24 protein-coding genes are annotated in these 21024 nt (G+C 63.5%); 11 read left to right on the top strand and 13 right to left on the bottom strand.

Translation table 11 applies throughout. The features are described from left to right. The first annotated feature begins 32 nt into the window (after positions 1 to 32). Entirely contained in the window at positions 33 to 227 is a 195-nt protein-coding gene (locus tag AWB75_RS07275; protein WP_061123414.1) for a DUF1059 domain-containing protein, read from the top strand. Between the two features lie 17 nt (positions 228 to 244). On the opposite strand, the gene AWB75_RS07270 is transcribed toward AWB75_RS07275, so the two are convergent. The 5 genes from AWB75_RS07270 to AWB75_RS07250 all read right to left on the bottom strand — a co-directional run bounded on the left by AWB75_RS07270 (position 245) and on the right by AWB75_RS07250 (position 4173). After that, entirely contained in the window at positions 245 to 1138 is an 894-nt protein-coding gene (locus AWB75_RS07270) for a GNAT family N-acetyltransferase (RefSeq protein WP_061123413.1), read from the bottom strand. Positions 1139 to 1285: 147 nt separating this feature from the next. Beyond that, positions 1286 to 1525 carry a hypothetical protein gene (locus AWB75_RS07265; protein ID WP_061123412.1) on the bottom strand — a complete coding sequence of 80 codons (240 nt, stop codon included), beginning with the start codon at positions 1523 to 1525 and terminating at the stop codon, positions 1286 to 1288. 283 nt (positions 1526 to 1808) lie between these two features. Then, entirely contained in the window at positions 1809 to 2315 is a 507-nt protein-coding gene (locus AWB75_RS07260) for a cupin domain-containing protein (RefSeq protein ID WP_061123411.1), read from the bottom strand. Further along, entirely contained in the window at positions 2312 to 3139 is an 828-nt protein-coding gene (locus tag AWB75_RS07255; RefSeq protein WP_061123410.1) for an alpha/beta fold hydrolase, read from the bottom strand. The genes AWB75_RS07260 and AWB75_RS07255 overlap by 4 nt, the downstream gene beginning before the upstream one ends. After that, on the bottom strand, positions 3136 to 4173 hold the full coding sequence (locus AWB75_RS07250; protein WP_061123409.1) for a M14 family zinc carboxypeptidase: 1038 nt from the start codon (positions 4171 to 4173) through the stop codon (positions 3136 to 3138). The genes AWB75_RS07255 and AWB75_RS07250 overlap by 4 nt, the downstream gene beginning before the upstream one ends. A 243-nt stretch (positions 4174 to 4416) precedes the next feature. Here AWB75_RS07250 and AWB75_RS07245 point away from each other — a divergent pair, with 243 nt between their 5' ends. After that, positions 4417 to 4668 (top strand): DUF4148 domain-containing protein, encoded by a 252-nt coding sequence (locus tag AWB75_RS07245; RefSeq protein WP_061123408.1) that lies wholly within the window; start codon positions 4417 to 4419, stop codon positions 4666 to 4668. 11 nt (positions 4669 to 4679) lie between these two features. Here the strand turns inward: AWB75_RS07245 and AWB75_RS07240 are convergent, their stop codons facing one another. After that, the gene (locus AWB75_RS07240) at positions 4680 to 5861 is read right to left on the bottom strand and encodes an acyl-CoA dehydrogenase family protein (RefSeq protein WP_061123407.1); all 1182 of its coding nucleotides are present in this window, start codon (positions 5859 to 5861) and stop codon (positions 4680 to 4682) included. 63 nt (positions 5862 to 5924) lie between these two features. Further along, positions 5925 to 6305 (bottom strand): nucleotide pyrophosphohydrolase, encoded by a 381-nt coding sequence (locus AWB75_RS07235; protein WP_061123406.1) that lies wholly within the window; start codon positions 6303 to 6305, stop codon positions 5925 to 5927. Between the two features lie 251 nt (positions 6306 to 6556). Here AWB75_RS07235 and AWB75_RS07230 point away from each other — a divergent pair, with 251 nt between their 5' ends. Then, positions 6557 to 7762, top strand: a complete 1206-nt coding sequence (locus AWB75_RS07230; RefSeq protein WP_061123405.1) for an NAD(P)/FAD-dependent oxidoreductase — start codon at positions 6557 to 6559, stop codon at positions 7760 to 7762. 7 nt (positions 7763 to 7769) lie between these two features. On the opposite strand, the gene AWB75_RS07225 is transcribed toward AWB75_RS07230, so the two are convergent. Together AWB75_RS07225 and AWB75_RS07220 are read right to left on the bottom strand one after the other, a co-directional pair. Further along, positions 7770 to 8753 carry a 2-dehydropantoate 2-reductase gene (locus tag AWB75_RS07225; protein ID WP_061123578.1) on the bottom strand — a complete coding sequence of 328 codons (984 nt, stop codon included), beginning with the start codon at positions 8751 to 8753 and terminating at the stop codon, positions 7770 to 7772. Between the two features lie 70 nt (positions 8754 to 8823). Continuing rightward, positions 8824 to 9012 (bottom strand): DUF2970 domain-containing protein, encoded by a 189-nt coding sequence (locus AWB75_RS07220; protein ID WP_061123404.1) that lies wholly within the window; start codon positions 9010 to 9012, stop codon positions 8824 to 8826. A gap of 194 nt (positions 9013 to 9206) precedes the next feature. On the opposite strand from AWB75_RS07220, the gene AWB75_RS07215 reads away from it, so the two are divergent. The 7 genes from AWB75_RS07215 (at position 9207) to AWB75_RS07185 (ending at position 14527) form a co-directional block, all read left to right on the top strand. After that, positions 9207 to 10979, top strand: coding sequence for a nitrite/sulfite reductase (locus AWB75_RS07215; protein WP_061123403.1), 1773 nt, complete (start codon positions 9207 to 9209; stop codon positions 10977 to 10979). Then, a complete protein-coding gene (locus tag AWB75_RS07210; RefSeq protein ID WP_061123402.1) occupies positions 10976 to 11365 on the top strand; it encodes a DUF934 domain-containing protein in 390 nt (129 codons plus the stop codon). The genes AWB75_RS07215 and AWB75_RS07210 overlap by 4 nt, the downstream gene beginning before the upstream one ends. Positions 11366 to 11575: 210 nt before the next feature. Then, complete coding sequence (locus AWB75_RS07205) at positions 11576 to 12010, top strand: Hsp20/alpha crystallin family protein (RefSeq protein WP_061123401.1); 435 nt, start codon at positions 11576 to 11578, stop codon at positions 12008 to 12010. Between the two features lie 13 nt (positions 12011 to 12023). After that, positions 12024 to 12428: an Hsp20/alpha crystallin family protein gene (locus AWB75_RS07200; RefSeq protein WP_061123400.1), complete on the top strand. Its 405-nt coding sequence runs from the start codon at positions 12024 to 12026 to the stop codon at positions 12426 to 12428. A 137-nt stretch (positions 12429 to 12565) separates the two neighbouring features. Next, positions 12566 to 13345, top strand: coding sequence for an ABC transporter substrate-binding protein (locus AWB75_RS07195; protein ID WP_061123399.1), 780 nt, complete (start codon positions 12566 to 12568; stop codon positions 13343 to 13345). A 30-nt stretch (positions 13346 to 13375) separates the two neighbouring features. Continuing rightward, entirely contained in the window at positions 13376 to 14047 is a 672-nt protein-coding gene (locus AWB75_RS07190) for an H-NS histone family protein (protein ID WP_061123398.1), read from the top strand. A gap of 219 nt (positions 14048 to 14266) precedes the next feature. Continuing rightward, positions 14267 to 14527 carry a hypothetical protein gene (locus tag AWB75_RS07185; protein WP_061123397.1) on the top strand — a complete coding sequence of 87 codons (261 nt, stop codon included), beginning with the start codon at positions 14267 to 14269 and terminating at the stop codon, positions 14525 to 14527. Between the two features lie 50 nt (positions 14528 to 14577). Here the strand turns inward: AWB75_RS07185 and AWB75_RS07180 are convergent, their stop codons facing one another. After that, positions 14578 to 15993, bottom strand: coding sequence for an aminotransferase-like domain-containing protein (locus AWB75_RS07180; RefSeq protein WP_061123577.1), 1416 nt, complete (start codon positions 15991 to 15993; stop codon positions 14578 to 14580). 155 nt (positions 15994 to 16148) lie between these two features. Between AWB75_RS07180 and AWB75_RS07175 the strand changes: the two genes are divergently transcribed. Beyond that, a complete protein-coding gene (locus AWB75_RS07175; protein WP_061123396.1) occupies positions 16149 to 17477 on the top strand; it encodes an aspartate aminotransferase family protein in 1329 nt (442 codons plus the stop codon). A 43-nt stretch (positions 17478 to 17520) separates the two neighbouring features. Here AWB75_RS07175 and AWB75_RS07170 read toward each other — a convergent pair whose 3' ends face one another. From AWB75_RS07170 to AWB75_RS07160, 3 genes are read right to left on the bottom strand one after another with little or no spacing between them, the layout of a single operon-like run. Next, positions 17521 to 17970 (bottom strand): PaaI family thioesterase, encoded by a 450-nt coding sequence (locus AWB75_RS07170; RefSeq protein WP_061123395.1) that lies wholly within the window; start codon positions 17968 to 17970, stop codon positions 17521 to 17523. Further along, positions 17967 to 19421 carry an efflux transporter outer membrane subunit gene (locus AWB75_RS07165; protein WP_061123394.1) on the bottom strand — a complete coding sequence of 485 codons (1455 nt, stop codon included), beginning with the start codon at positions 19419 to 19421 and terminating at the stop codon, positions 17967 to 17969. The genes AWB75_RS07170 and AWB75_RS07165 overlap by 4 nt, the downstream gene beginning before the upstream one ends. A 27-nt stretch (positions 19422 to 19448) precedes the next feature. Further along, positions 19449 to 21023: a DHA2 family efflux MFS transporter permease subunit gene (locus tag AWB75_RS07160; RefSeq protein ID WP_061123393.1), complete on the bottom strand. Its 1575-nt coding sequence runs from the start codon at positions 21021 to 21023 to the stop codon at positions 19449 to 19451. Position 21024: the final 1 nt, after the last annotated feature.

Genomic DNA, 21024 nt, shown 5'->3' with positions numbered 1-21024 from the left:
CTGGGATTAGCGTCTCATGCGAGGAGGATGCCATGACACGCAAGTACATAGATTGCCGCGAGTGCCCGAGCGATGTGAATTGCAGCGTCGTTCTTTCCGCCGACACCGAAGACGAGTTGATGGAAGCGGCCGTGCAGCACGCGATGAGCGTGCATCGGCACACGGACTCGCCCGAGTTGCGCGCGCAACTGAAGACGATGTTCCACGACGGCGCGCCGCCGGCCTGACTGCGGCGTTCGAGACGTCAGCCGAGTTCGAAACTCGTCACGCCGAAAACCTGCGCAAGCGGCACGTCCGGGGCCGCCCGCGTGTACATGCGCGCCGTTTCGAAGACGCTCTGCATGTCATGTTCGACGGCCAGCGCGACCGCCGCGGGATTGCTTTCCGGCACGTCGAGAAACACGGCATCGCCCGGCACGCCCGATACGAGCGCACGATACAGCGCGCGCGCCGTCGGCAGATCATCAGCGAAAAGCGGACCGATCTTGTGGCCGGTGCCGCAGCGGCGGATCACGGCGAGGCCGCGCACGCTGTCGCCATCGAGCGCGATGCACGCATGTGCGCGCTCCTGCGGCTGCGACAGCCACGCGCGCAAAAACGCGCCGCGCTCGCACGCGAACATGCGCGTGTCGTAGTCGAGCAGCCTTTCGAAGGGAACGCTTAGCGCATCGGCGACGATCACGCCATCGACGGGCTCGTCATCCGCCGACGCGATGCCTTCATAACGCACGTTGCGATACGCCAGCACGAAACCCGATTTCCGATAGTTCGGCTGCTGCGCGAGCACGCCATCGAGCCCGATGTTGCGCGCGCCGAGATAGGCCATGCCCTCGTTCCACAAGCGCATGCCGAAGCCCTTGCCGCGCCATTCCGGGCTGACGATATAGAGACCGATGAAGCCGAACGCATCGCCGTATGCGACCGCCGAGATGCAGCCGATCGGCGCGCCGTCCCACGTCCCGACGAAAAAACCGTACGGATCGGCGGCGAAGAACGAGTGGGCGTCGTCGAGGCCGGGGTTCCAGCCTTCGGTCGCGGCCCAGCCGAGGGCGACGTCGGCATCGTCCGGCGTCATACGGCGCACGGCGAAGCGCAGATCGTCGGGTGTGGCGCGAGCGGGACAAGGAACAGACGACATGTCGGGCGCCTCGGTCGATACGAAGGTGCGTTCAGTGTCGCGCGTTTTCAGTGCAGGGGAAAGATGCAGCGAGGATGGGGAACATCGGGGAACAACGGACGAAAGCTGAACCGCACGAGAATATCGAGGCGAACGCGTGCCGCCCGATCAGGAATAGCCTTGTCGCCGCTCGCTGCGGCCGAAGCTTTGACGCGAGCGCCAGTCTTCCGAGCGCAGGACGTGCTCGCCGTCCTCGCGCGCTTCTTCCTCGGAATCGAAGCCTTCGTCGCTATACGCGACGACCTTCATCCCGCCTCCAGCCTGGCGTTCGACGGTGATGCCCCAATGCCACCCGCCTTCCTGAAGGAAGACATGCAGCGTCGGTTTCGACGATGTGCTCAGTTCCATATTGCGGCTCCTTCGAGCGGACGCCCGTAACGCTTACCGGCCCCACCCAATGAAACGCTCCTTGCTTACCGGCGTTTGATTGTTCATGTCGTGCTTCGAAGCGGACTTGCCGCTCCCCAGAAACAGCATACGCAATGCGATGCTGCGTTGCAACACGAGGTTTCCCTATCCGTGGTGTTGACGGCACGCGGTTAGCAGGAATTAACAAGAAATCCGTGACCGTTATATGCAACAAAGCGCGAGATGTCCGCAATGACGGTTATCTGTCACGTTCGCGCCCGTTTCATTCGCCGTCCCAGTATCCGAGCGAATCGCTGGCGCGGAAGACGGCGCGCAGGCCTTTGACGCCCGGTTCATCGGCGACGAGCACGGCCTGACGGCCGGTATCCGGATACTCGACGACTTCGGGCGATTGCATCGTGCTGATCGCCAGGTAGCGCAGCGTCTGCGTGCCCGTGTTGACGATCTGATGCGCCGTTTCGGCATCGCCCGGCGGACACGCGATGATATCGCCCGCGCGGATCGCATGCGTGTGACTGCCGACACGCACTTCGCCCTCGCCTTCGACGACAAAGAACATCTCTTCGTTCACACGATGATGATGAAACGGAAACGCCCGCTTGCCCGGTTCGAGCACGATGAGGCTGTAGCCGAGCTTCTTCGCGCCGAGCATACCGCCGATCCGCGCGATGCGCGGCGCAAAGCGCTCGGCGGCGTCGCCGGTCGGTGCGAATTCGGGTGGCAGCGGTTGCGGTTGCAGCGTGTCCAGGTTGATGATCGGTGGTTTCATGTTCCGCTCAGGTGAGATGAGTCGTCCGCGTGTCGCACGCGTTCGTATTCGTTCGTATGCGTTCGATGTTCGTCCAGCCATGTGGCAATCGCCCGGCACGTCCAGTCCGCATCGTCGTGCGGAAGATCGTGACCCGCCCACGGATGCACCGCATGCGAAGCGCGCCACTGATTCGCGACGCGCGCGGAGCATGTCGGATCGACGAGCCTGTCCGCCGCCGACGAAAGCAGCAGCACCGGACACCGCGGCGCATCGCGTGCCGCGCGAAAGCGCGCCGCCGCAGCGAGTTGCCGCAGCGCGTTCGCCGCGCTCGCGCCATGCGTGCGCCGCAGTTGCGACCATTGCGCGATGTCCGCATCAATCGCATCGCCACGATTGCACGTCAAACGATGAATCGACGCTTCGCATCGCTCGGGCCGGGACCAGTTCATCGCGATGTGACCGAGCGTCGGCCAGGCCGCGGGCCGCAGACGTTCGTGCAGGCGCGCGAACGGACGCATGCTCGTATTGATCAACACGAGTCGCTCGATCTCGCCAGGATGCCGTTGCGCCCATGCGGTCGCGACCATCGCGCCGAGCGACATCGCGATGACGCGGCATGGCAGGCGCACGTTCGTCGCGGCGGCGCGTGCGCGCACGGAATCCATCATCGCGAAGACGGAATGCGGCGTGGCTTGCGCATGTTCCGCACCATTACCCGGCAGATCGATGCACACCGCGCGCTCGCCCGCGCCGACGAGCCCATGCGCGCCGAGCGCAGCCTCGAACGCGCCCCAGTGACGCGCTTCCCGAGCGAGTCCGCGCAACAGAATCCACTGGCTCATGACACGCCCGTGCGCTGCCAGTGTTCGCGCGCGCGTCGCATGACTTCGTCGCGGAATTCACCGCGCGGCAGCCAGCGGCGCGACGAGAACGCGGCGCGCGTAAGGAAGTCGAAGAAGTTCGGATGACGCCGCAACACACGCCGCGTGCGATGCGCCTTGATCGGATTGAAGATGCCGAGCCGCGAGAACACTTGCATCGGATTCTTGCGGATCCAGCGCCACGATCCGAGTTCGAGCGTCATCGGCAAAAAAATGTTGGGCGCGCACGAGCGGTCGTACGCGAAGTCCCACAAGTCGCCATGCAACAGGTATTGATGACTTTGCGGCTCGAACGCGTAGCCATGATGCGGGCACGACTCCTCGAACATCGTCTTCAACAGAAACATTTCAGGCAGATGCGCCATTTGCCGCTCGGTGCGCGCGTACGGAAACCAGATGCTGTCGTCCCAGCCGAAGCCCGAATGACAATCGAGCGCGAAGCTGAGCGGCCGCGACATCAACTGTTCTTCGACGAGCGAGAGCAGCGCCGCGCTCTCCACTTCCATGCGGCCATCGGCGGCCCCGCGATACCACGGCAGCCACGGCCCGATGCGCTGGCCGCCCGCGAGAAACGGCACGCGCCCTTCGGCGCTTTGCGGCGCATTGCGCATCAGATCGACGCCGTTCGGATTCGCGCGCGTCCGTGCGAACATGCCGCCGGGATTGACGATCGGCATGAAGATGAGCCGGATCGCGCGTAACTGGTGATGCAGCGTGTCGTCCCATTCGAGGCGGCGCAGCAGCGCGCGCATATATTCGAGCACGAGTTGCGTGCCGATACATTCGAGACCATGAACGCCGCCGAAAAAACCGATGGCGGGCGCCTGCGGATCGTCCGAGCCGATCGACGCGCTCAGAAGCGGAAACGTGTGTTGCCGCACGCGCACTTCACTGCTCGTGCGCCATGTGAAACGCGCGCCGCCCGCTACGCGAATCGCTTTCAGTTCATCCATCTCCGGAAAACTGCTCGTGACGGCAACGCTCGAGGTGCTCATGACTGCGCCTGTTTATCGTGTGTTTCTTTTCGTTGTTTATCTCAGGCTATTGGTTCTGCGCCGCGTCGAAACGCCCCGCCCGAAACAATCGAGTATAGGACGGTTCGTCAGTACACAGCATATTGAATGTCACGTACACGAAGCGGGAATGCGCCGTGCGGCGCAGAAGCAAACGTCTTCTGCTCTTTCGCGTTCTGTCACCTAGAATGAAATGACCGTGCTGCACGGTATGAGGTAATCGTCATGACATCTCTCTCCCGCATCGTTCTCGGCGCGCTGGCTCTGTGCTGCGCGGCATCCGCATACGCACAGACGCAGGCGCAGACGAGCGACCCGAACGCGCCGAAAACGCGCGCGCAGGTCCGGCAGGAATTTCTGCTATGGCGCTCGGTCGGCTACGATCCCAACGACTGGCTCAACTATCCCGACAACGCGATGCGCGCGAGCCGCATCATCGCGCAGCGGCAGGCGCAGGGAAATAGCACGGTGCAGTAGAGCGGCATTCGTCAGGCGGATTCGGCGCGCGGCTTCGGTCCGCGCAGAATGCGCCGCGCGATGCTCCAGCGATGCACTTCCGACGGACCGTCGTAGATCCGGAACGCGCGCATGTCCGCGAAGATCCGCGCGACGACAGTTTCATGCGTGACGCCCTGACCGCCAAGCACCTGCACCGAGCGGTCGACGACGCGCCATAACGCCTCCGACGACACCACCTTCGCGATGCTCGACTCGTGCTTGCCGAGCACGCCCTGATCGAGCACCCACGCGCAGTGCCAGATGGCGAGGCGCGTCACGTGCAGGTCCATTTCGTTATCCGCGAGCATGAAGCCGACGCCTTCATGCTCGCCCAACGCCTTGCCGAACGCGTGACGCCGCCGCGCGTGAGCCGTCGCGACGTCGTGCGCGCGCCGTGCGGCGCCGAGCCAGCGCATGCAGTGCGTGAGACGCGCGGGCGATAGCCGCACCTGCGCATAGCGGAATCCTTCGCCCGGCTCGCCCAAAACATTCTCTTGCGGCACCCGCAAGCCCTCGAAGCGCACGACACCGTGGCCGCCCGGAAAGCATGTGTCGAGCGAATCCATCGCGCGTTCGATCACGATGCCGGGGCTCGACATGTCCGCGAGAAACATCGTCGCGGGGCCGTCGGCGAATTTCGCCATGATGATCGCGACCGCCGCGCCTTCCGCGCCCGTGATGAACCATTTGCTGCCGTCGATGACGTACTCGTCGCCGTCCTGCATGGCGATCGTTTGCAGCATCGCGGGATCGGCGCCCGCGCCCGGCGGCGGCTCCGTCATGCAGAAGCACGAGCGGATCGCGCCCGCCGCGAGCGGACGCAGCCAGCGCTCCTTCTGCTGCGGCGTGGCGATCGCTTCGAGCAGATGCATGTTCCCTTCGTCCGGCGCGGCGATATTCAGCGCAACCGGGCCGAGCGGCGAATAGCCCGCCTCCTCGAAGAGAATGGCCTTCGCGACGTGATTCAGGCCGAGGCCGCCGAACTCCGGCGATACGTGGCTCGACAACAGCCCCGCCTTGCGGCCTTTCGCGATCAGTTCGGCGCGCAGCGCCTCGTTCGGGCCGTGCGGCGTGCAACGCGGATCGCGCTCGAGCGGCACGATTTCATCGGCGATGAAAGCGCGCACGCGCGCCTGCAAATCGGTCAACTCCGGCGAGAGCGAAAAGTCCATCGGCAATCCTCCAGGGAACGAACGGCAAGCTTAACCGTTTCTCTCTCATTTCTCGCTCGATTTTTACTCGTCGTACTCGGTGTATTTACGCGCGTCGCCCTTCACTTTGTGCGCCGGATACTTCGACCGGTTCAGCGCCATCTTTTCGATGAGCGCGCGATGCAGATCGACCTCCAGCGCATCGGCGAGCATGACGAGATACGCGAGCACGTCCGCCATCTCGTGACGAATCGCGCGCAATTTGGCTTCGTCGAGCTCGGATTTGTCGCCGCTGGCGAGCCACGTGAACGGTTCGAGCAATTCGCTCGCCTCGACCGATAGCGCCGCCGCCAGATTCTTCGGCGAGTGAAACCGGCTCCAGTCGCGCTCGCAAACGAACTCGCGCAGCATGTCGCGCATCTGGGCGAGCTCGCTTGCGCCTTCCTGCTGGTTCTGTTGCTCCATTCGCTTCCTCTGATGTTTCGTTGCGCGGGCCCTCCAGCTTAGCGCGACGGCCGGCGATGCACATCAACTAGGCTTCGCCGTGTCTTAGTTACGCTGCTTTCAGTTCGAATCCGCGAAACCAAGACAAAGTGTGGTGCGTCAGCCAAATTTCTTGCTCTTCATATCTACGACTCGTAGAATCGTAGATAATCGACGTCGACGTAGAAACGTCTGTCGAGCAAACCCAACGTCGAATCCCAAGGAGCATCGAAATGTCCAAGCGTATTCTGGTAATCGGGGCCGGCTTCGCCGGCATGTGGAGCGCCCTTTCCGCCGCGCGCCTCATCGATCAGCACGGCAGGACGGATATCGAAGTCTTGTTGATCGCGCCTGAGCCGCACCTGCACGTGCGTCCGCGTCTTTACGAGAAAGACGCCGCGGGCATGAAAGCGCCGTTGCTGGATATCTTCGCTTCCACGGGCGTCGGCTTCATTCAGGGCACGGTGGAGCGCATCGACGTCGCGCGCGGCAAGGTCGACGTCGTCGGCGCCAACGGCTCGCGCTCGACGCTGAACTACGACCGTCTCGTTCTGGCGACGGGCAGCCGCCTGTTCCGTCCGCGGATTCCGGGGCTCGCAGAACATGCGTTCAGCGTCGATCAGGTCGATGAAGCCGCCGCGCTCGAAGCGCATATCAAGCAACTCGCGACGCAGCCAGATACGCCTGCGCGCAACACGGTCGTCGTCGCGGGCGGCGGATTCACGGGGATCGAAACGGCTGCGGAAATGCCGGCGCGTCTGCGCGCGGCGTTGGGCGAGAACGCGGACGTGCGCGTGATCATCGTCGAGCGCAATGCGGAGATCGGGCCGGACCTCGGCGCGGGCCCGCGCCCGGTCATCGTGGAAGCGCTCGAATCGCTCGGCGTGCAATGGCGGCTCGGCACGGCGGTGACGTCGGTCAATGCGAACGGCCTCACCACGTCCGACGGCGCGCGCATCGAAGCGAGCACGGTGATCTGGACCGCGGGCGTGCGCGCGAGCTCGCTGACCGCGCAGATTCCCGCCGAACGCGACGCGGTCGGCCGCCTGCATGTGGATCGCAATCTGCGCGTGCTGGGTGTCGACACGGTCTACGCGACAGGCGATGTCGCCTACGCCGCCACCGACGGCGAAGGCAACCACGCGATGATGTCCTGCCAGCACGCGATGAACCTCGGCCGCTCGGCGGGCCACAACGTCGCGGCGGACTTGCTCGGGGAAGCGCCGATTCCATACAGTCAGCCGAAATACGTGACGTGTCTCGACCTCGGCCCGTGGGGCGCGGTCTATACGGAAGGCTGGGAACGTGAAGTGAAGATGGCGGGCGCGGAAGCGAAAGCGCTGAAGACGCGCATCAACACCGAGTGGATTTATCCGCCGAGCGCGAAGCGGGCCGAAGCGTTCGCGGCTGCGGACCCGCTGCGTATCGTGGTCGCGTGAGGGCGATTCAGCTCGCCGGATAAAGCCCCAGCGTGCGCGCGTGCAGGCGCGCGAGACCGAGCAAGGCATCGGTGAACGGCGTCGGCACGCCGGTCATCGCGCCAAGCTCGCGCACGGACGCGACGAGCGCGTCGAGCTCGACCGCCTTGCCGGCCTGCACGTCCTGAAGCATCGACGTTTTCATCGCACCGAGCTTGAGCGTCACGGCGTGGCGGTCTTCCGGGTCCTGCTCGATGGGAATGCCGAAGCGCGCGCCGATTTCCTTGGCTTCCAGCATCACATGGGTCACGAAGCCGCGCACGAGATCGTCGCTGAGAATGCGGTCGGTCGTCGCGCCGGTAATGGCGCTGATGGGGTTCATCGTCATGTTGCCCCACAGCTTGAACCAGACATCGCGCTGAATCTGTTGAGAGAGCGTGACGTCGAAGCCCGCCATCGAAAAAAGCGTGACGAGCGATTCCGTGCGTGCGTTCGGCGCGCCGGTGGCTTCGCCGAGAATCAGGCCCTTGCCCAGATGATGACGAATCACGCCCGGCGCTTCGACGAAGCAGCTTGCATGCACGACGCAGCCGACCGTCTGCGCGCCGGGTATCGCGGCGGCGATCGCGCCGTGCGGATCGACCGACGACAGACGCTTGCCCGCGAAGGCCTCGCCGAGGCCGTCGCAGAACCACCAGGGCACGCCGTTCATCGCTGTCAGCACGGCGGTGTCACGCGAAAGCAGCGGCGCTATTTGCATGGCGACGGATTCCATCGCCGGCGCCTTCACGGCCACGACGACGAGATCCTGCACGCCGAGATCGGCGGCATTGTCGCTCGCCGCGACTTTCACCGTATGCGTCGCGTCTTTTTCGACGAGGCGCAGACCTTCCTTCTTCAACGCATCGAGCGTGGCGCCGCGCGCGACCACGCTCACATCGCAACCTGCCTGCGCGAGCTTCACGCCGATCCATCCGCCGATGGCGCCCGCGCCATAGATGCACACCTTCATCGTCCGCTCCTCGCTCGTGGCAATCATCCGGCCGCCATTGTAAGAGCGGGACGCGGAGCGCGCAGCCGTTTCAGTGCGCGATGCCCGTGGCGAACTTCGCGACCGTCAACAGCGTGAGCCCGAACGCGGCTGCGAGCATCACGGCGATGACCGGCAAGAGTTGCAGCTTCACCTGCGCGAAGTCGGCGTTGTGCGACGCGCGCTTGCGCACGCCGAAAAAGCTCCATAGCACGATGCGCATCATCTTCAAGAGTTCCATGAGCGGCTCCTTTGTTCACGGATTCATGATGCGTCACGCATCGTGCGAAAAACAGCAGCAGTTGCGGCGTATTCGACGGCAGCAGATTCAGGCGCGATGCGCACTGCTTCCATGAAATTCATCGCAACTGCTGCTTGTTCTCCTGCCGTCTCGCGCCCTATCGTTGGCCCTTCCTCCGCCACGCCGCCGCATCCATGTACCGATACACCGAGTTCGATAAATCTTTTGTGAAGAGCCGCGCCGCGCAATTCCGCGATCAGTTGGAACGCTGGCAGGACGGCCGCCTGAGCGAAGACGCATTTCGCCCGTTGCGGCTGCAGAACGGCTGGTACGTGCAGCGCCATGCGCCGATGCTGCGGGTCGCCGTTCCTTATGGCGAATTGTCGAGCGCGCAATTGCGCGTGCTCGCGCGCATCGCCCGTGACTACGACGATCCCGATCCGGATGTTTATCGCGTTGCTAGCGCGGCGCAGGGCAAGCTCGGCACCGAACGGCTGCCGACTCATTGCGCGCACTTCACCACGCGCACCAACGTGCAGTTCAACTGGATTCCGTTAGAAAAATCCGCGGACGTCATGGATTTGCTCGCCACCGTCGACATGCACGGCATTCAGACGAGCGGCAATTGCATCCGCAATATTTCCTGCGATGAACGCGCGGGCGTCGCGCCCGATGAAGTCGCCGATCCGCGTCCCTTCGCCGAAATCATGCGGCAATGGACGACGCTGCATCCCGAGTTCGCGTTCCTGCCGCGCAAGTTCAAGATCGCGATCACGGGCGCGAGCGAAGACCGCGCGGCGACCGCATGGCATGACGTCGGCCTGCAACTCGTGCGCAATGAAACTGGCGAACTGGGCTTTCGCGTGAGCGCGGGCGGCGGCATGGGGCGCACGCCCGTCATCGCGACGTTGATGCGCGAGTTTTTGCCGTGGCAGCACATCATGAACTACATCGAAGCGATCGTGCGCGTGTACAACCGCTACGGACGTCGCGACAACAAATACAAGGCGCGCATCAAGATCCTGGTGAAGGCCGAAGGCCAGCGCTATATCGACGACGTCGACGAGGAATTCCGGCAGATCGTCGAGCATGACGGCGCGCCGCATCTCATCACGCCGGCGGAACTGGAGCGCGTGCGCGCGTCGTTCGTGCCGCCTGCGTTGCACGCGTCGCACGCGTCGCACGCAAGCGTCGATGAAGCCGAGGCCAACGCCAACGGGCATCCGCTCTTCGCGCGCTGGCTGCAACGCAATGTGGCGCAGCACAAAGACCCCGCGTTGCGCATCGTCACGCTGTCCTTCAAGCGTCTCTTGCAATCGCCCGGCGATGCCACCGCGGACCAGCTCGATATCGTCGCGGATCTCGCCGACCGGTTCTCGGCGGGCGAAGCGCGCGTCACGCATACGCAAAACGTCGTGCTGCCCTGGGTGCGCGCGAGCGAGCTGCTTGCGCTATGGCAGGCGGCTCGCGAAGCGGGCTTCGCGAGCGCGAACGTGCAGCTTCTCACCGACATGATCGCGTGCCCCGGCGGCGACTTCTGCGCGCTCGCGAATGCGCGTTCATTGCCGGTCGCGCAGGCCATCACCGAGCGCTATCAGGATCTCGACGAACTCGACGACATCGGCGAAATCGATCTGCATATCAGCGGCTGCATCAATTCGTGCGGGCATCATCACAGCGGGCACATCGGCGTGCTCGGCGTCGACAAGGACGGACGCGAGTGGTATCAGATCACGCTCGGCGGATCGGACGGCAGCGCGACAAGCGGCGCGCCGCAGCCCGGCAAGGTGATCGGACCGTCGTTCAGCGCGGCCGAAGTGCCCGATGCGATCGAAGCGATTCTGACGACGTATCGCGACGCGCGCGAACATGACGAACGTTTCATCGACACGGTGCGGCGCGTGGGACTGACGCCGTTCAAGACATCGGCGAATGCGGTGCGCGTGAACGAGGAGGTATCGGCATGAACGGCGTTCAACGCATGCGCATTCTCACGCAGCAGGATCACGACATCGACAAGAACGAACGCGTGGCGCGCCTCGCGAACGACGACGATCCGTTCACGCTGAAAGATCGCCTGACGGAGCTCGATCGCATCGAACTGCACTTCCCGCATTTCACCGATGGCCGCGCGTATAGCCAGGCTTATCTGCTGCGCCGGCGGCTCGGCTTCAGAGGCGATTTGCGCGCAACGGGCGACGTGTTGATCGATCAGCTCGTGCAGATGGAGCGAACGGGATTTTCGAGCGCGGTGCTCAAGGAAGGCCTGGACCTTGCCGATGCCGAACGACAGTTCGCGCGCTTCGCGGGCTTTTACCAGGGCGATCTCGCATCGCACCGAGATGCTGAATAGCACACTGGCAAGCGCACATTCGAACCGATATAAGCGCGCTTCGATGAGTTTCAAGAGCCGCCCGAAAAAAATAAAAACCGCTTGAAACATAGCGCTCCGATATTGAAACGATAGCCCTCGCACCTACCTTGGATGCACAGGCAGCGAGAACCCGCTGTCGTTTGAACTTCCTGCTGCCGGCCTCACGGGCCGCACTATCGGAGACTGACCATGAGTGACTTTTATTTTGGCGGCGATGTTTTCTCGGAGCTGGACCGCATGCAGCGGCAGGTGTCCTCGCTGTTCGGAAATCTTCCTTCGAGCATTCGTTCGAGCCGCGCCGATGCGTTCCCTCGCCTGAACATCGGCAGCACGGATGACGCGATTCATATCGTCGCGTTCGCACCGGGCGTCGAGCCTTCTTCGCTCGATGTCGCGGTCGATAAAGGCACGCTCACCATCAGCGGCGAGCGCAAGGCTCAAGCCAGTGTCGAAGGCGCGCGCACCTATGCGAAAGAGCGCTTCACGGGCAGCTTCCGCCGCGTGATCGAACTGCCGCAGAACGCAGACACCGACAAGGTCGAAGCGCGTTATGAAAACGGCACGCTGTCCATCACCATCGGCAAGCGCGAAGCATCGAAGCCGCGCGCGATCACCATTCAGTAAGAGGGAGTTCATCATGACCGACAACACGCAAATCGCCCCGCAAAAGACGAACGAAACGACGCGCAAAAGCGAAGACACGTCGCGCCGCGCCACGGTGACGCCCGCCGTCGATATCGTCGAGGATAGCCACGGCATCACGCTATGGGCCGATCTGCCCGGCGTGCCGCGCGAGAAGCTCGACGTGAAGGTGCACGACGCGCGCCTCACCATCGAAGCGGAAGCGGAACTGCCGGTGCAAGGCGCCGTGCGCGTGCATCACGCAGAATTGCGCGCGCCGCGTTTCGCACGCGCCTTCACGGTCAGCGAAGACTTCGACACCTCGAAGATCGACGCCAACCTCACGAACGGCGTGCTGAAGCTCACGATTCCGCGTCGCGAGGAAGCGCGTCCGCGCCGCGTCGAAGTGCGTGCGGGATAACTTTCAGCACATCGTTTCGACTGCAAGGGCCGCGATTTATTCGCGGCCTTTTTTATTGCGCCCGAATCGCGCCTCTATAATCGACAACGGCGGCGCATGCCGTCTACATTCATAACTCATATAAAGAAGGGACTATCGTGAAGAGGCTGTTGACGGTGTTGTTGGGCTCGATGCTGACCGTATCGATCGGGGCGCATGCGAAGGAATGGTCGACGATCCGCTTCGGCGTCGATGCGAGTTATCCGCCTTTCGAATCGAAAGCACCCGACGGCACGCTGGTCGGCTTCGACATCGATGTCGGCAATGAACTGTGCCGGCGCCTCAATGCGAAGTGCGTGTGGGTCGAGAACGCATTCGACGGCATGATTCCGGGCCTCAAATCGCGCAAATTCGACGGCGTGCTTTCCACGATGTCGATGACGCCCGCGCGCGTCAAGCAGATCGCGTTCTCCAGCAAGCTCTTCCACGTCCCCACACGCCTCGTCGCAAAACACGATTCGAGCATCCAGCCGACGGCGGAATCGCTCGCGGGCAAGACGGTCGGCGTCGAGCAGGGCTCGATGCAGGAAACTTATGCGAAGGTGCATTGGGGCGCGAAGGGCGTGAAGGTCGTGTCCTACGCGGATCAGGATCAGGTCTACGCGGATTTGCTGACGGGCCGTCTCGACGCCTCGCTGCAAAACGCGGTGCAAGCCGAACGCGGCTTCCTCGATACGCCGCGCGGCAAGCCCTACGGCTTCGCGGGCGGCGCACTCGAAGACAGCGCGATCTTCGGACCCGGCACCGCAATCGGCTTGCGCAAGGAAGACACCGATCTGAAAGAGAAGCTCGACGGCGCCATCGCCGCGATGATCAAGGACGGCACGTACAAGCGCATCGAGCAGAAGTATTTCGACTTCGACATCTACGGCGAGTAATAGCGCCTTCATGAAAGAAAGGAGACCGCGATGGCCACACTCAAGCAGATACAAGCCAAATTGAAGAAGCTCCAGTCGCAGGCGGAACACCTGATCGCCAAGCGCGCGCAAGCCGTGCTCGACGATATCCGCGCCATGATGGAGCGGCACGGCCTCACCACTGCGGATATCGACCGGCACGGCAAGAAATCCAAGGCCGCAGCGAAGCCGCGCGTCGCCCTTCCCGCGCCGGCGGGCCGTCATGAAGCGATGACCAAGCTCGCGAAGAAAGGCAAGCTGCCCGCGAAGTATCGCAATCCGAAGACGGGCGAAACGTGGAGCGGCTGGGCGCGCCCGCCCGCGTGGATCGCGAACGTGAAGGATCGCAGCAAGTTTCTGATCGATGGCGAAGGCAGCGAGAGCCTGAGCAAGCCCAAGGCAGCCGCGAAAAAAGCGCCGGCGAAGAAGTCTTCCAGCGTGGCCGCGAAGAAAGACAAGACATCGCAAACGGGCGTAAGCGCGGCGAAGAAGAAGGCCACGGCGCCTGCCGCAAGGAAATCAGCCGCGGCCAAACCAGCGGTCAAGACGGCAAAGCGCGGCGCGCCTCGCAAAAAGGCGGCCGAAGCAGCGGCGAGCTCCGTACCTGCACCCGAGCCTGAGCAAACGAATGCGCGGGCGCCCGAAACACCGACGCCATCTGCGAGCAACGGCGCATCCGCATGATTGAAGCGCCGCGTGAATGAATCATTCGGACACGCGGCGTCATCCCATTGTTTGAGATCGACGAAAACTCAATTGGCTTTTCGCGCGATTAAAAAGCGGCGAATGCCTTCTACACTGCGTTCACATGTCGGGAGCGTTTCGAATCGAACGATTCGCTTTCCGGTTGCGGTTGCTTTGCATCGGACAACTGCATCTCCTCATATTCCATTGGAGCACTCTGTGAACAAGCGACTCGTAGTGGGCTTTGCCATTGCATTGAGTTCTGCATTTGCCGGCTCTGCATTTGCTAGCGGCTATGGCCCGGCGCCGCATTATCGTCCCGATGTCGGCGCACCGGCTTCACAACATGGCGTCAGCGCGCAAACCTTCGCTGCGGAAGAGGCCACGCAAGGACGCGGGGATTTCGGCAATACGGAACGCGCGGCGCAGAATCAGCGCGGACAGGTTTCGGTTTCTGCTTCTTCGCAGGTCGCGCAATAAAGTTATTCGGTTTCGCGGATACGGCGAGTCGTTTTCGCCGTATCTTTTTTTTAGAAACCTTTTATCGCTTTCTCCAGAAAACTCCAAAGCGCGTCGTCCATTGAATAAGGGACGTTGAATCGAAACGATGCGCTCGGCGCATCATCCGGCCGGAAATACGAAGCCGGTGCGAGCCATATGCCGTGCTGCAACGCGCGTGTCGCGACGGCGCTTCCTTCGGCGGGATCGATCGGCAACGCGCCCCACACGAAGAGTCCCGCGCGCGGACGCCGGAACAACGCGACGCCCAGCGCGTCCATGCGGTCCTCGACGAGCGCATGCGCATCCTTCAGCTTCTCGACGACCAATTCGACGTGCCGCGCATAGCGCCCTTCCGTCAGCACTTTCTCGACGATGCGCTCCGTCGCCTCCGACGTTGTCAGCCCCACGGCCATCTTGGTGCGCGCCAGTTCGCGCAACACATTGCGTTCCGCGACGACATAGCCGCAGCGCAGCGAAGGCGTGATCGTCTTCGCAAAGCCGCCGACGTACAGCACGCGGCTCAAGCCTTCCATCGCCGCGAGCAAGGGCGCGCCGGGCGGCGCCAGCTCGCGGTTCACGTCGTCCTCGACGACCCATAGTCCGTGCCGCTCCGCGATCTGCATCAGACGAAACGCCGACGCCATGCTGAAGGTCGCGCCCGTCGGGTTCTGCAAGGTCGTGTTGAGAAACACCGCTTTCGGCCGATGCTCGATCACGATGCGCTCGAACACATCGGTATCGATGCCCGCGACGGTGCGCGGCACGCCATGCACTTCGAGCCCGGCGAGCCGCAGAATCTGCAGCAGATTGCAGTACCCCGGATCTTCGACGACGACCGCGTCGCCGGCACGCAGCAAGGTCCGCACGATGAGATCGAGCGCCTGCGTCGCGCCCGCTGTCAGCAGCACGTTGGACGCGGCATCGACAGGCAGGCCGTGACGATCCAGTTGCTCGGCGATCCGCTCGCGCAGCGGCGCAAAGCCGTACGGATGTCCGTAATCCGCGATGCGCGCCGCCGGCACGCGGCTGACCGCGCGCAGCGCATGCTGCAGGCCGCTTTCGTTGACCCATTCGTTGGGCAGCCAGCCGCAGCCCGACTTGATCGGCACGGAATGATCGGCGAATACGTCCGATAAAAGCCATGTCGCCGTGAGGCTCGGCGGCTGCCAAACGACCGCCCGCACGCGCTCGCTCTGCCCGCGCACGGCCACGCGATAACCCGAGCCGCGCCGCGCGGTGACGAGGCCCATCGACACGAGCCGGCCATATGCTTCCGTCACGGTGAACGTGCTCAGGTCTTCAGCCTCGGCGAGACGCCGCACCGACGGCAGCAGCGCACCCGCACGCAGCGTCTGCTCGCCGATCGCCGTGGCGAACGCGCGCACCAGTTGTTCGACGAGCGTCGGCGCCTGACGCGAGCCGCGCTCCAGCTTGAGTTCGATCATGGATTCGAGGATATCGCGGCAACCGCCCATTGACCAATACAGTTCGCGACATTTTGCCAGCACAGTTGGCAGAGCAGGGATGCAACTGTCTATGCCGCGCTATTTTGCCGAGGCATACAGTGCAGTGACCGAACTTTCCGAGGAGGAGACCCGCCATGAATGCCCGCCCCGTCATCGACGATCTTTCGTCGTTCTGGATGCCCTTCACCGCCAATCGCCAGTTCAAGGCCGCGCCGCGCCTGCTCGAAAGCGCGAAGGGCATGTACTACCGCTCGACCGATGGCCGCGAAGTGCTCGACGGCACGGCGGGCCTCTGGTGCGTGAACGCGGGCCATTGCCGTGACGAAATCGTCGACGCGGTGCAAAAGGCGCTGTCCACGCTCGACTTCGCGCCGACCTTCCAGATGGGCCACCCGGTCGCGTTCGAAGCGGCGACCAAAGTGGCCAGCCTCATGCCCGAAGGACTCGACCGCATCTTCTTCACGAACTCGGGCTCGGAGTCGGTGGATACGGCGCTGAAGATCGCGCTTGCCTATCACCGCGCGCGCGGCGAAGGCCAGCGCACACGCTTCATCGGCCGCGAGCGCGGCTATCACGGCGTCGGCTTCGGCGGCATTTCGGTCGGCGGCATCGCGCCGAATCGCAAGACGTTCTCGGGCGCGCTGTTGCCATCGGTCGATCATCTGCCGCATACGCACGACCTCGCGAACAACGCGTTTTCGAAGGGCCAGCCCGCATGGGGCGAGCATCTCGCCGATGATCTGGAGCGCATCGTCGCGCTGCACGATGCCTCGACGATCGCGGCTGTCATCGTCGAGCCGCTCGCGGGCTCCACGGGCGTGCTCGTGCCGCCGAAGGGCTATTTGCAGAAGCTGCGCGACATCTGCACGAAGCACGGCATCCTGCTGATCTTCGACGAAGTGATCACCGGTTTCGGCCGTCTCGGCAAGGCCACGGCGAGCGAGTACTTCGGCGTGACGCCCGATCTCATCACGATGGCCAAGGCGATCAACAACGCGACCATTCCGATGGGCGCCGTCGCCGCGCATCGCAACGTGCACGACACGGTCGTCAATGCGGGCGCGGCCAACGCCATCGAACTGTTTCACGGCTATACGTACTCGGCGCATCCGGTCGCGACCGCCGCGACCATCGCCACGCTCGATCTGTATACGCGCGACAAGCTGTTCGATCGCGCGGCATCGAAGGCCGCGAAGTTCGAGAGCGCCGCTCACGCGCTGCGCGATGCACCGTTCGTGAAGGACATCCGCAATCTCGGGCTCGTGGCGGGCATCGAGCTGGAACCGCGCGAAGGCGCGCCGGGCGCGCGTGCGTATGAAGTGTTCGTCAAGTGCTTCGAAGCGGGCGTGCTCATTCGTTATACCGCCGATATCCTCGCGTTCTCGCCGCCGCTCATCATCGAGGACGATCAGATCGATCAGCTCTTCGGCACGGTGAGAAAGGCGCTGGAAAGCGTGAAATAAAGCGCGTTAAGCCCGATTTCCTGCAATCAGGAAATCGGGCTTTCTATCGCTCCATGACGAGCAAGGTCGATGTCGCCGATGCGAACAGCCGGCCGCTCGCGTCCTTGAGCGTCGCTTCGGCGAACGCGGCGCGGCGTCCTATCGACAGCACGCGGCCTTCCGCGCGCAGCATCCCCGAATCGCGCGTGACCGCCTTGTGATAGGCGACCTTCAGTTCGAGCGTCGTATAGGCTTGCGTCGCGGTCAGGCACGAATGCACCGCGCAGCCGCACGCGGAATCGAGCAGCGTCGCAGCATAGCCGCCGTGCACGGTGCCGATCGGGTTGTACGCGTGATCGCCGGGCACGCCCGCGAACACCGCCCTGCCCGCTTCCACTTCGACGAACTCCAGATCCAGCGACACCATGATGCCCGGCCTGCGCTTGCAGGCGATCAGCTTGCGCAGTTGCGAAAGACCATCGAGGCCCGCGGCCGTTTCTTCGACCATGCTCATTTCGTCGTCTCCGTTTTTGCGCTCGCGGTCTCGATGACGCCGTCATCGCCGGTCACGCTCCATCCGCCGCCGAGAGAGCGATACAGCGCCACCGCCGCGAGCGCGTGTTCACGCTTCGATTGATTCAAGGCATCGGCGTCGCGCAAGTAGGATTGCTGCGCGTCGAGCACGTCGAGAAAGCTGGCCGCGCCGCCCTTGTACAACTGCGTCGACAGCGTGAGCGACTGACCGGACGCGGCGAGCGCATCGGTCAGGCGCGCCGCCGATTCGGTCGTGCTGACGAGATCGCTGCGCGTATCCTCGACATCCTTCAGCGCTTCGAGCATCGTCTGATGCAGATGCAGTTCCGACTCGCGCATCCTGCTCTCGTTCTGCTCGATCTCCGCGGTGATGCGCCCCGCGTTGAAGATCGGGCTCGTCGCGTTGAGCGCCGCCGAAAAGAGGTTGTCGGTCAACGTCGGCAAGCCGAGATACGACGAGGCGAGCAAGCCATCGGAAAGACGCAGCGAGAACTTCGGATAGCGCTCCGCGCGCGCGACGCCCACTTCCGCCGCGCGCTGCTGCACGGTCGCGTACGCGACGAGCACGTCCGGGCGGCGCAGCAGCGCGTCCGATGGCAGCATCTGCGGCGCGCCGTTCGCCGGCACCGGAATCACCGGCGCGGGGCCTGCGTTCGCGAGCATCAGTTTGTCGATGGACTCGGGCGTGCGGCCCGAATACACCGCGATCAGGCTGAGCTGATGCTGAATCGTCGCCTGCGTGCGCGGGATGCGCGACAGCAGATCGCTCAGCTGATTCTGCGCGCGCGCGACATCGAGTTGCGTCGACAAACCGTATTGCAGCCGGCGCTGCGTGAGCTTCAACGCGCGCTCGCGAATCGCCTGGTTGTCCTGCAGGATCTTCAGTTCGGCTTGCGCCCAGCGCAGATCGACATACGCGCCAGCCGTGTTCGCCGCGAGCGCGAGCCTGATCTGATCCGCCGCATGTTCGCGGCCGACGACTTGCGCCTGCGACGCCAGCAATTCCAGACGCTCGCCGCCGAATACATCGGGCGTCCAGCTTAGATTGAGGCCGATGCCCGCCTGCTTCACATAGCCGAGCGGCGGCGGCGTGTTCTGACGCGCGTACGATCCGCCCGCGCCCAGATCGAGTTGCGGCAGGAGCGCGGCGCGGCGTTGCGTCGTGAGCGCTTGCGCCTGCTTCACGCGCTCGACGGCGGCCTGCACGTCGAGATTGTCGTTCAGCACCGACGCGACCAGTTCATGCATCACCGGATCGTTGAACTGATTCCACCACGCGGTGGGATCGGCGGCCTGTTTCGGCACATCGACGCTCCAGTTCGCGGGCGCCGTCGCGTTCACTTTCGCAGGCAGATCGGCGTGTGTGGCGGGCTGCACCGCGCACGCGGCGAGCGTCAGACACGACAGTATTTCGACAAGAAATTTTTTCATGATCGAAGCATCCAGTTGAGGCTCTGTTCAGTGCGCATCGGGCGAAGGCGGTGCGCTCGTGACCGGCTTCGCAAACATCACCGTCACGAGGCCGAACAGGAAACACAGTGCGAGCACGTAAAAGCAATCGGCGAAGGTGAGCACGAGCGCTTCGCGCATCACGAGCGCATGCAGCGATGCAAGTCCCGCTTGCGACGCATCGAGCGCATCGCCCGCGACGGACGCGAGATGCGCGGAACTGCGCGACAGCAGATCGTCGATGACCGGGCGGCCGATCGTCACGTTCTCGTTCAGGCGCAGGTAATGCAGGTTCAGGCGATCGTTGAGCATCGTCGCGCTGACCGCAATGCCAATCGCGCCGCCGAGATTGCGCATCAGATTGAACAGACCGCTCGCCGATTTGAGTCGCGACGGCGGCAGCGAACCAAGCGCCATCGTCACGATGGGCGGCACCGCGAATTGCTGACCGATGCCGCGCAGCGCCTGTGGCAGCAGGAATTGCTGCCAGCCCCAGTCGTGCGTCAGCGGCGTATAGAAATAACAGCCCGCGCCGAAGCAAAGGAGACCGAAGGCGAGCAGCACGCGCATGTCGATGAAACGCGACGCGACGCCATAAAAACCGATGGAAAGCAGCTGAAAGCAGCCGACCGAAAGGAGCGCGAGACCCGTATGCAGCGAATCGAAGCCGCGCACGCGAGCCAGGAACACGGGCGTCAGATACACCGACACGAAGATGCCGATGCCCGTCACGAACGACAGCAGACTGCCGATCGCGAAGTTGCGCACCGCGAGCGCGCGCAGATCGACGACCGGGTCTTTCGCCGTGAACGCGTGCACGAGAAAGAGAAAGCCGCAGATCGCGGAGATCCATGTACACGCGATGATCGCGTCATCGCCGAACCAGTTCTTGCGCGGCCCTTCTTCGAGCACGTATTCCAGACAGCCGAGAAAGCCCGACATCAGCAGGATGCCTAAGTAATCTCCTTTCTTCAGCAGCGAAACGTCGGGTTCGTCGATATGCACATACTTCGGCACGAGCACCGCAACGACGAGGCCGGGCACCACGTTCAGATAGAAGAGCCAGTGCCACGACCACTGATCGGTGATCCATCCACCGATGACCGGGCCGACCGCGGGCGCGAGCGACGCCAGCGCGCCGATGGTCGTCGATGCAATCAGGCGCTGCTTGCCGGGAAAGAGCACGAAGGCCGTCGTGAACACCGTTGGAATCATCGCGGCGCCGAGTGCGCCTTGCAGGCCGCGAAAGAGGATCATCGAATTGATGTCCCACGCCATGCCGCACAGCATGCTCGTGATCGTGAAGCCGACCGCCGACGCGACGAAGAGCCAGCGCGTCGACATCACTTTGGAGAGCCAGCCCGACATCGGAATGACGAGAATCTCCGCGATCAGATACGAAGTCTGCACCCAGGACAACTCGTCCTGGCTGGCGGACAAGCCGCCGCCGATATCCTTCAGCGACGACGCCACGATCTGGATATCGAGTGTCGCCATGAAGAAGCCGAGGCACATCAGCGCGAAGGCAAAGACGCGTTGCCTGATCGGCTGCGTCGAGGGATCGGAGGGAATGGTGTGGGTCATG

Origin of the sequence: Caballeronia catudaia, assembly GCF_001544755.2 — a bacterium.
Lineage (GTDB): Bacteria > Pseudomonadota > Gammaproteobacteria > Burkholderiales > Burkholderiaceae > Caballeronia > Caballeronia catudaia.
Note: the sequence above shows the minus strand (reverse complement) of the source record. Positions and strands in the feature narration are given on the sequence as shown.

Excerpts from the sequence above, each read along its gene's own strand:
- AWB75_RS07230 (WP_061123405.1), top strand. The coding sequence starts at position 6,557 with ATGTCCAAGCGTATTCTGGTAATCGGGGCCGGCTTCGCCGGCATGTGG.
- AWB75_RS07235 (WP_061123406.1), bottom strand. The coding sequence starts at position 6,305 with ATGGAGCAACAGAACCAGCAGGAAGGCGCAAGCGAGCTCGCCCAGATG.
- AWB75_RS07215 (WP_061123403.1), top strand. The coding sequence starts at position 9,207 with ATGTACCGATACACCGAGTTCGATAAATCTTTTGTGAAGAGCCGCGCC.
- AWB75_RS07270 (WP_061123413.1), bottom strand. The coding sequence starts at position 1,138 with ATGTCGTCTGTTCCTTGTCCCGCTCGCGCCACACCCGACGATCTGCGC.
- AWB75_RS07260 (WP_061123411.1), bottom strand. The coding sequence starts at position 2,315 with ATGAAACCACCGATCATCAACCTGGACACGCTGCAACCGCAACCGCTG.
- AWB75_RS07275 (WP_061123414.1), top strand. The coding sequence starts at position 33 with ATGACACGCAAGTACATAGATTGCCGCGAGTGCCCGAGCGATGTGAAT.
- AWB75_RS07165 (WP_061123394.1), bottom strand. The coding sequence starts at position 19,421 with ATGAAAAAATTTCTTGTCGAAATACTGTCGTGTCTGACGCTCGCCGCG.
- AWB75_RS07200 (WP_061123400.1), top strand. The coding sequence starts at position 12,024 with ATGACCGACAACACGCAAATCGCCCCGCAAAAGACGAACGAAACGACG.
- AWB75_RS07180 (WP_061123577.1), bottom strand. The coding sequence starts at position 15,993 with ATGATCGAACTCAAGCTGGAGCGCGGCTCGCGTCAGGCGCCGACGCTC.
- AWB75_RS07250 (WP_061123409.1), bottom strand. The coding sequence starts at position 4,173 with ATGAGCACCTCGAGCGTTGCCGTCACGAGCAGTTTTCCGGAGATGGAT.
- AWB75_RS07170 (WP_061123395.1), bottom strand. The coding sequence starts at position 17,970 with ATGAGCATGGTCGAAGAAACGGCCGCGGGCCTCGATGGTCTTTCGCAA.
- AWB75_RS07225 (WP_061123578.1), bottom strand. The coding sequence starts at position 8,753 with ATGAAGGTGTGCATCTATGGCGCGGGCGCCATCGGCGGATGGATCGGC.
- AWB75_RS07190 (WP_061123398.1), top strand. The coding sequence starts at position 13,376 with ATGGCCACACTCAAGCAGATACAAGCCAAATTGAAGAAGCTCCAGTCG.
- AWB75_RS07245 (WP_061123408.1), top strand. The coding sequence starts at position 4,417 with ATGACATCTCTCTCCCGCATCGTTCTCGGCGCGCTGGCTCTGTGCTGC.
- AWB75_RS07175 (WP_061123396.1), top strand. The coding sequence starts at position 16,149 with ATGAATGCCCGCCCCGTCATCGACGATCTTTCGTCGTTCTGGATGCCC.
- AWB75_RS07210 (WP_061123402.1), top strand. The coding sequence starts at position 10,976 with ATGAACGGCGTTCAACGCATGCGCATTCTCACGCAGCAGGATCACGAC.
- AWB75_RS07220 (WP_061123404.1), bottom strand. The coding sequence starts at position 9,012 with ATGGAACTCTTGAAGATGATGCGCATCGTGCTATGGAGCTTTTTCGGC.
- AWB75_RS07240 (WP_061123407.1), bottom strand. The coding sequence starts at position 5,861 with ATGGACTTTTCGCTCTCGCCGGAGTTGACCGATTTGCAGGCGCGCGTG.
- AWB75_RS07255 (WP_061123410.1), bottom strand. The coding sequence starts at position 3,139 with ATGAGCCAGTGGATTCTGTTGCGCGGACTCGCTCGGGAAGCGCGTCAC.
- AWB75_RS07265 (WP_061123412.1), bottom strand. The coding sequence starts at position 1,525 with ATGGAACTGAGCACATCGTCGAAACCGACGCTGCATGTCTTCCTTCAG.
- AWB75_RS07205 (WP_061123401.1), top strand. The coding sequence starts at position 11,576 with ATGAGTGACTTTTATTTTGGCGGCGATGTTTTCTCGGAGCTGGACCGC.
- AWB75_RS07160 (WP_061123393.1), bottom strand. The coding sequence starts at position 21,023 with ATGACCCACACCATTCCCTCCGATCCCTCGACGCAGCCGATCAGGCAA.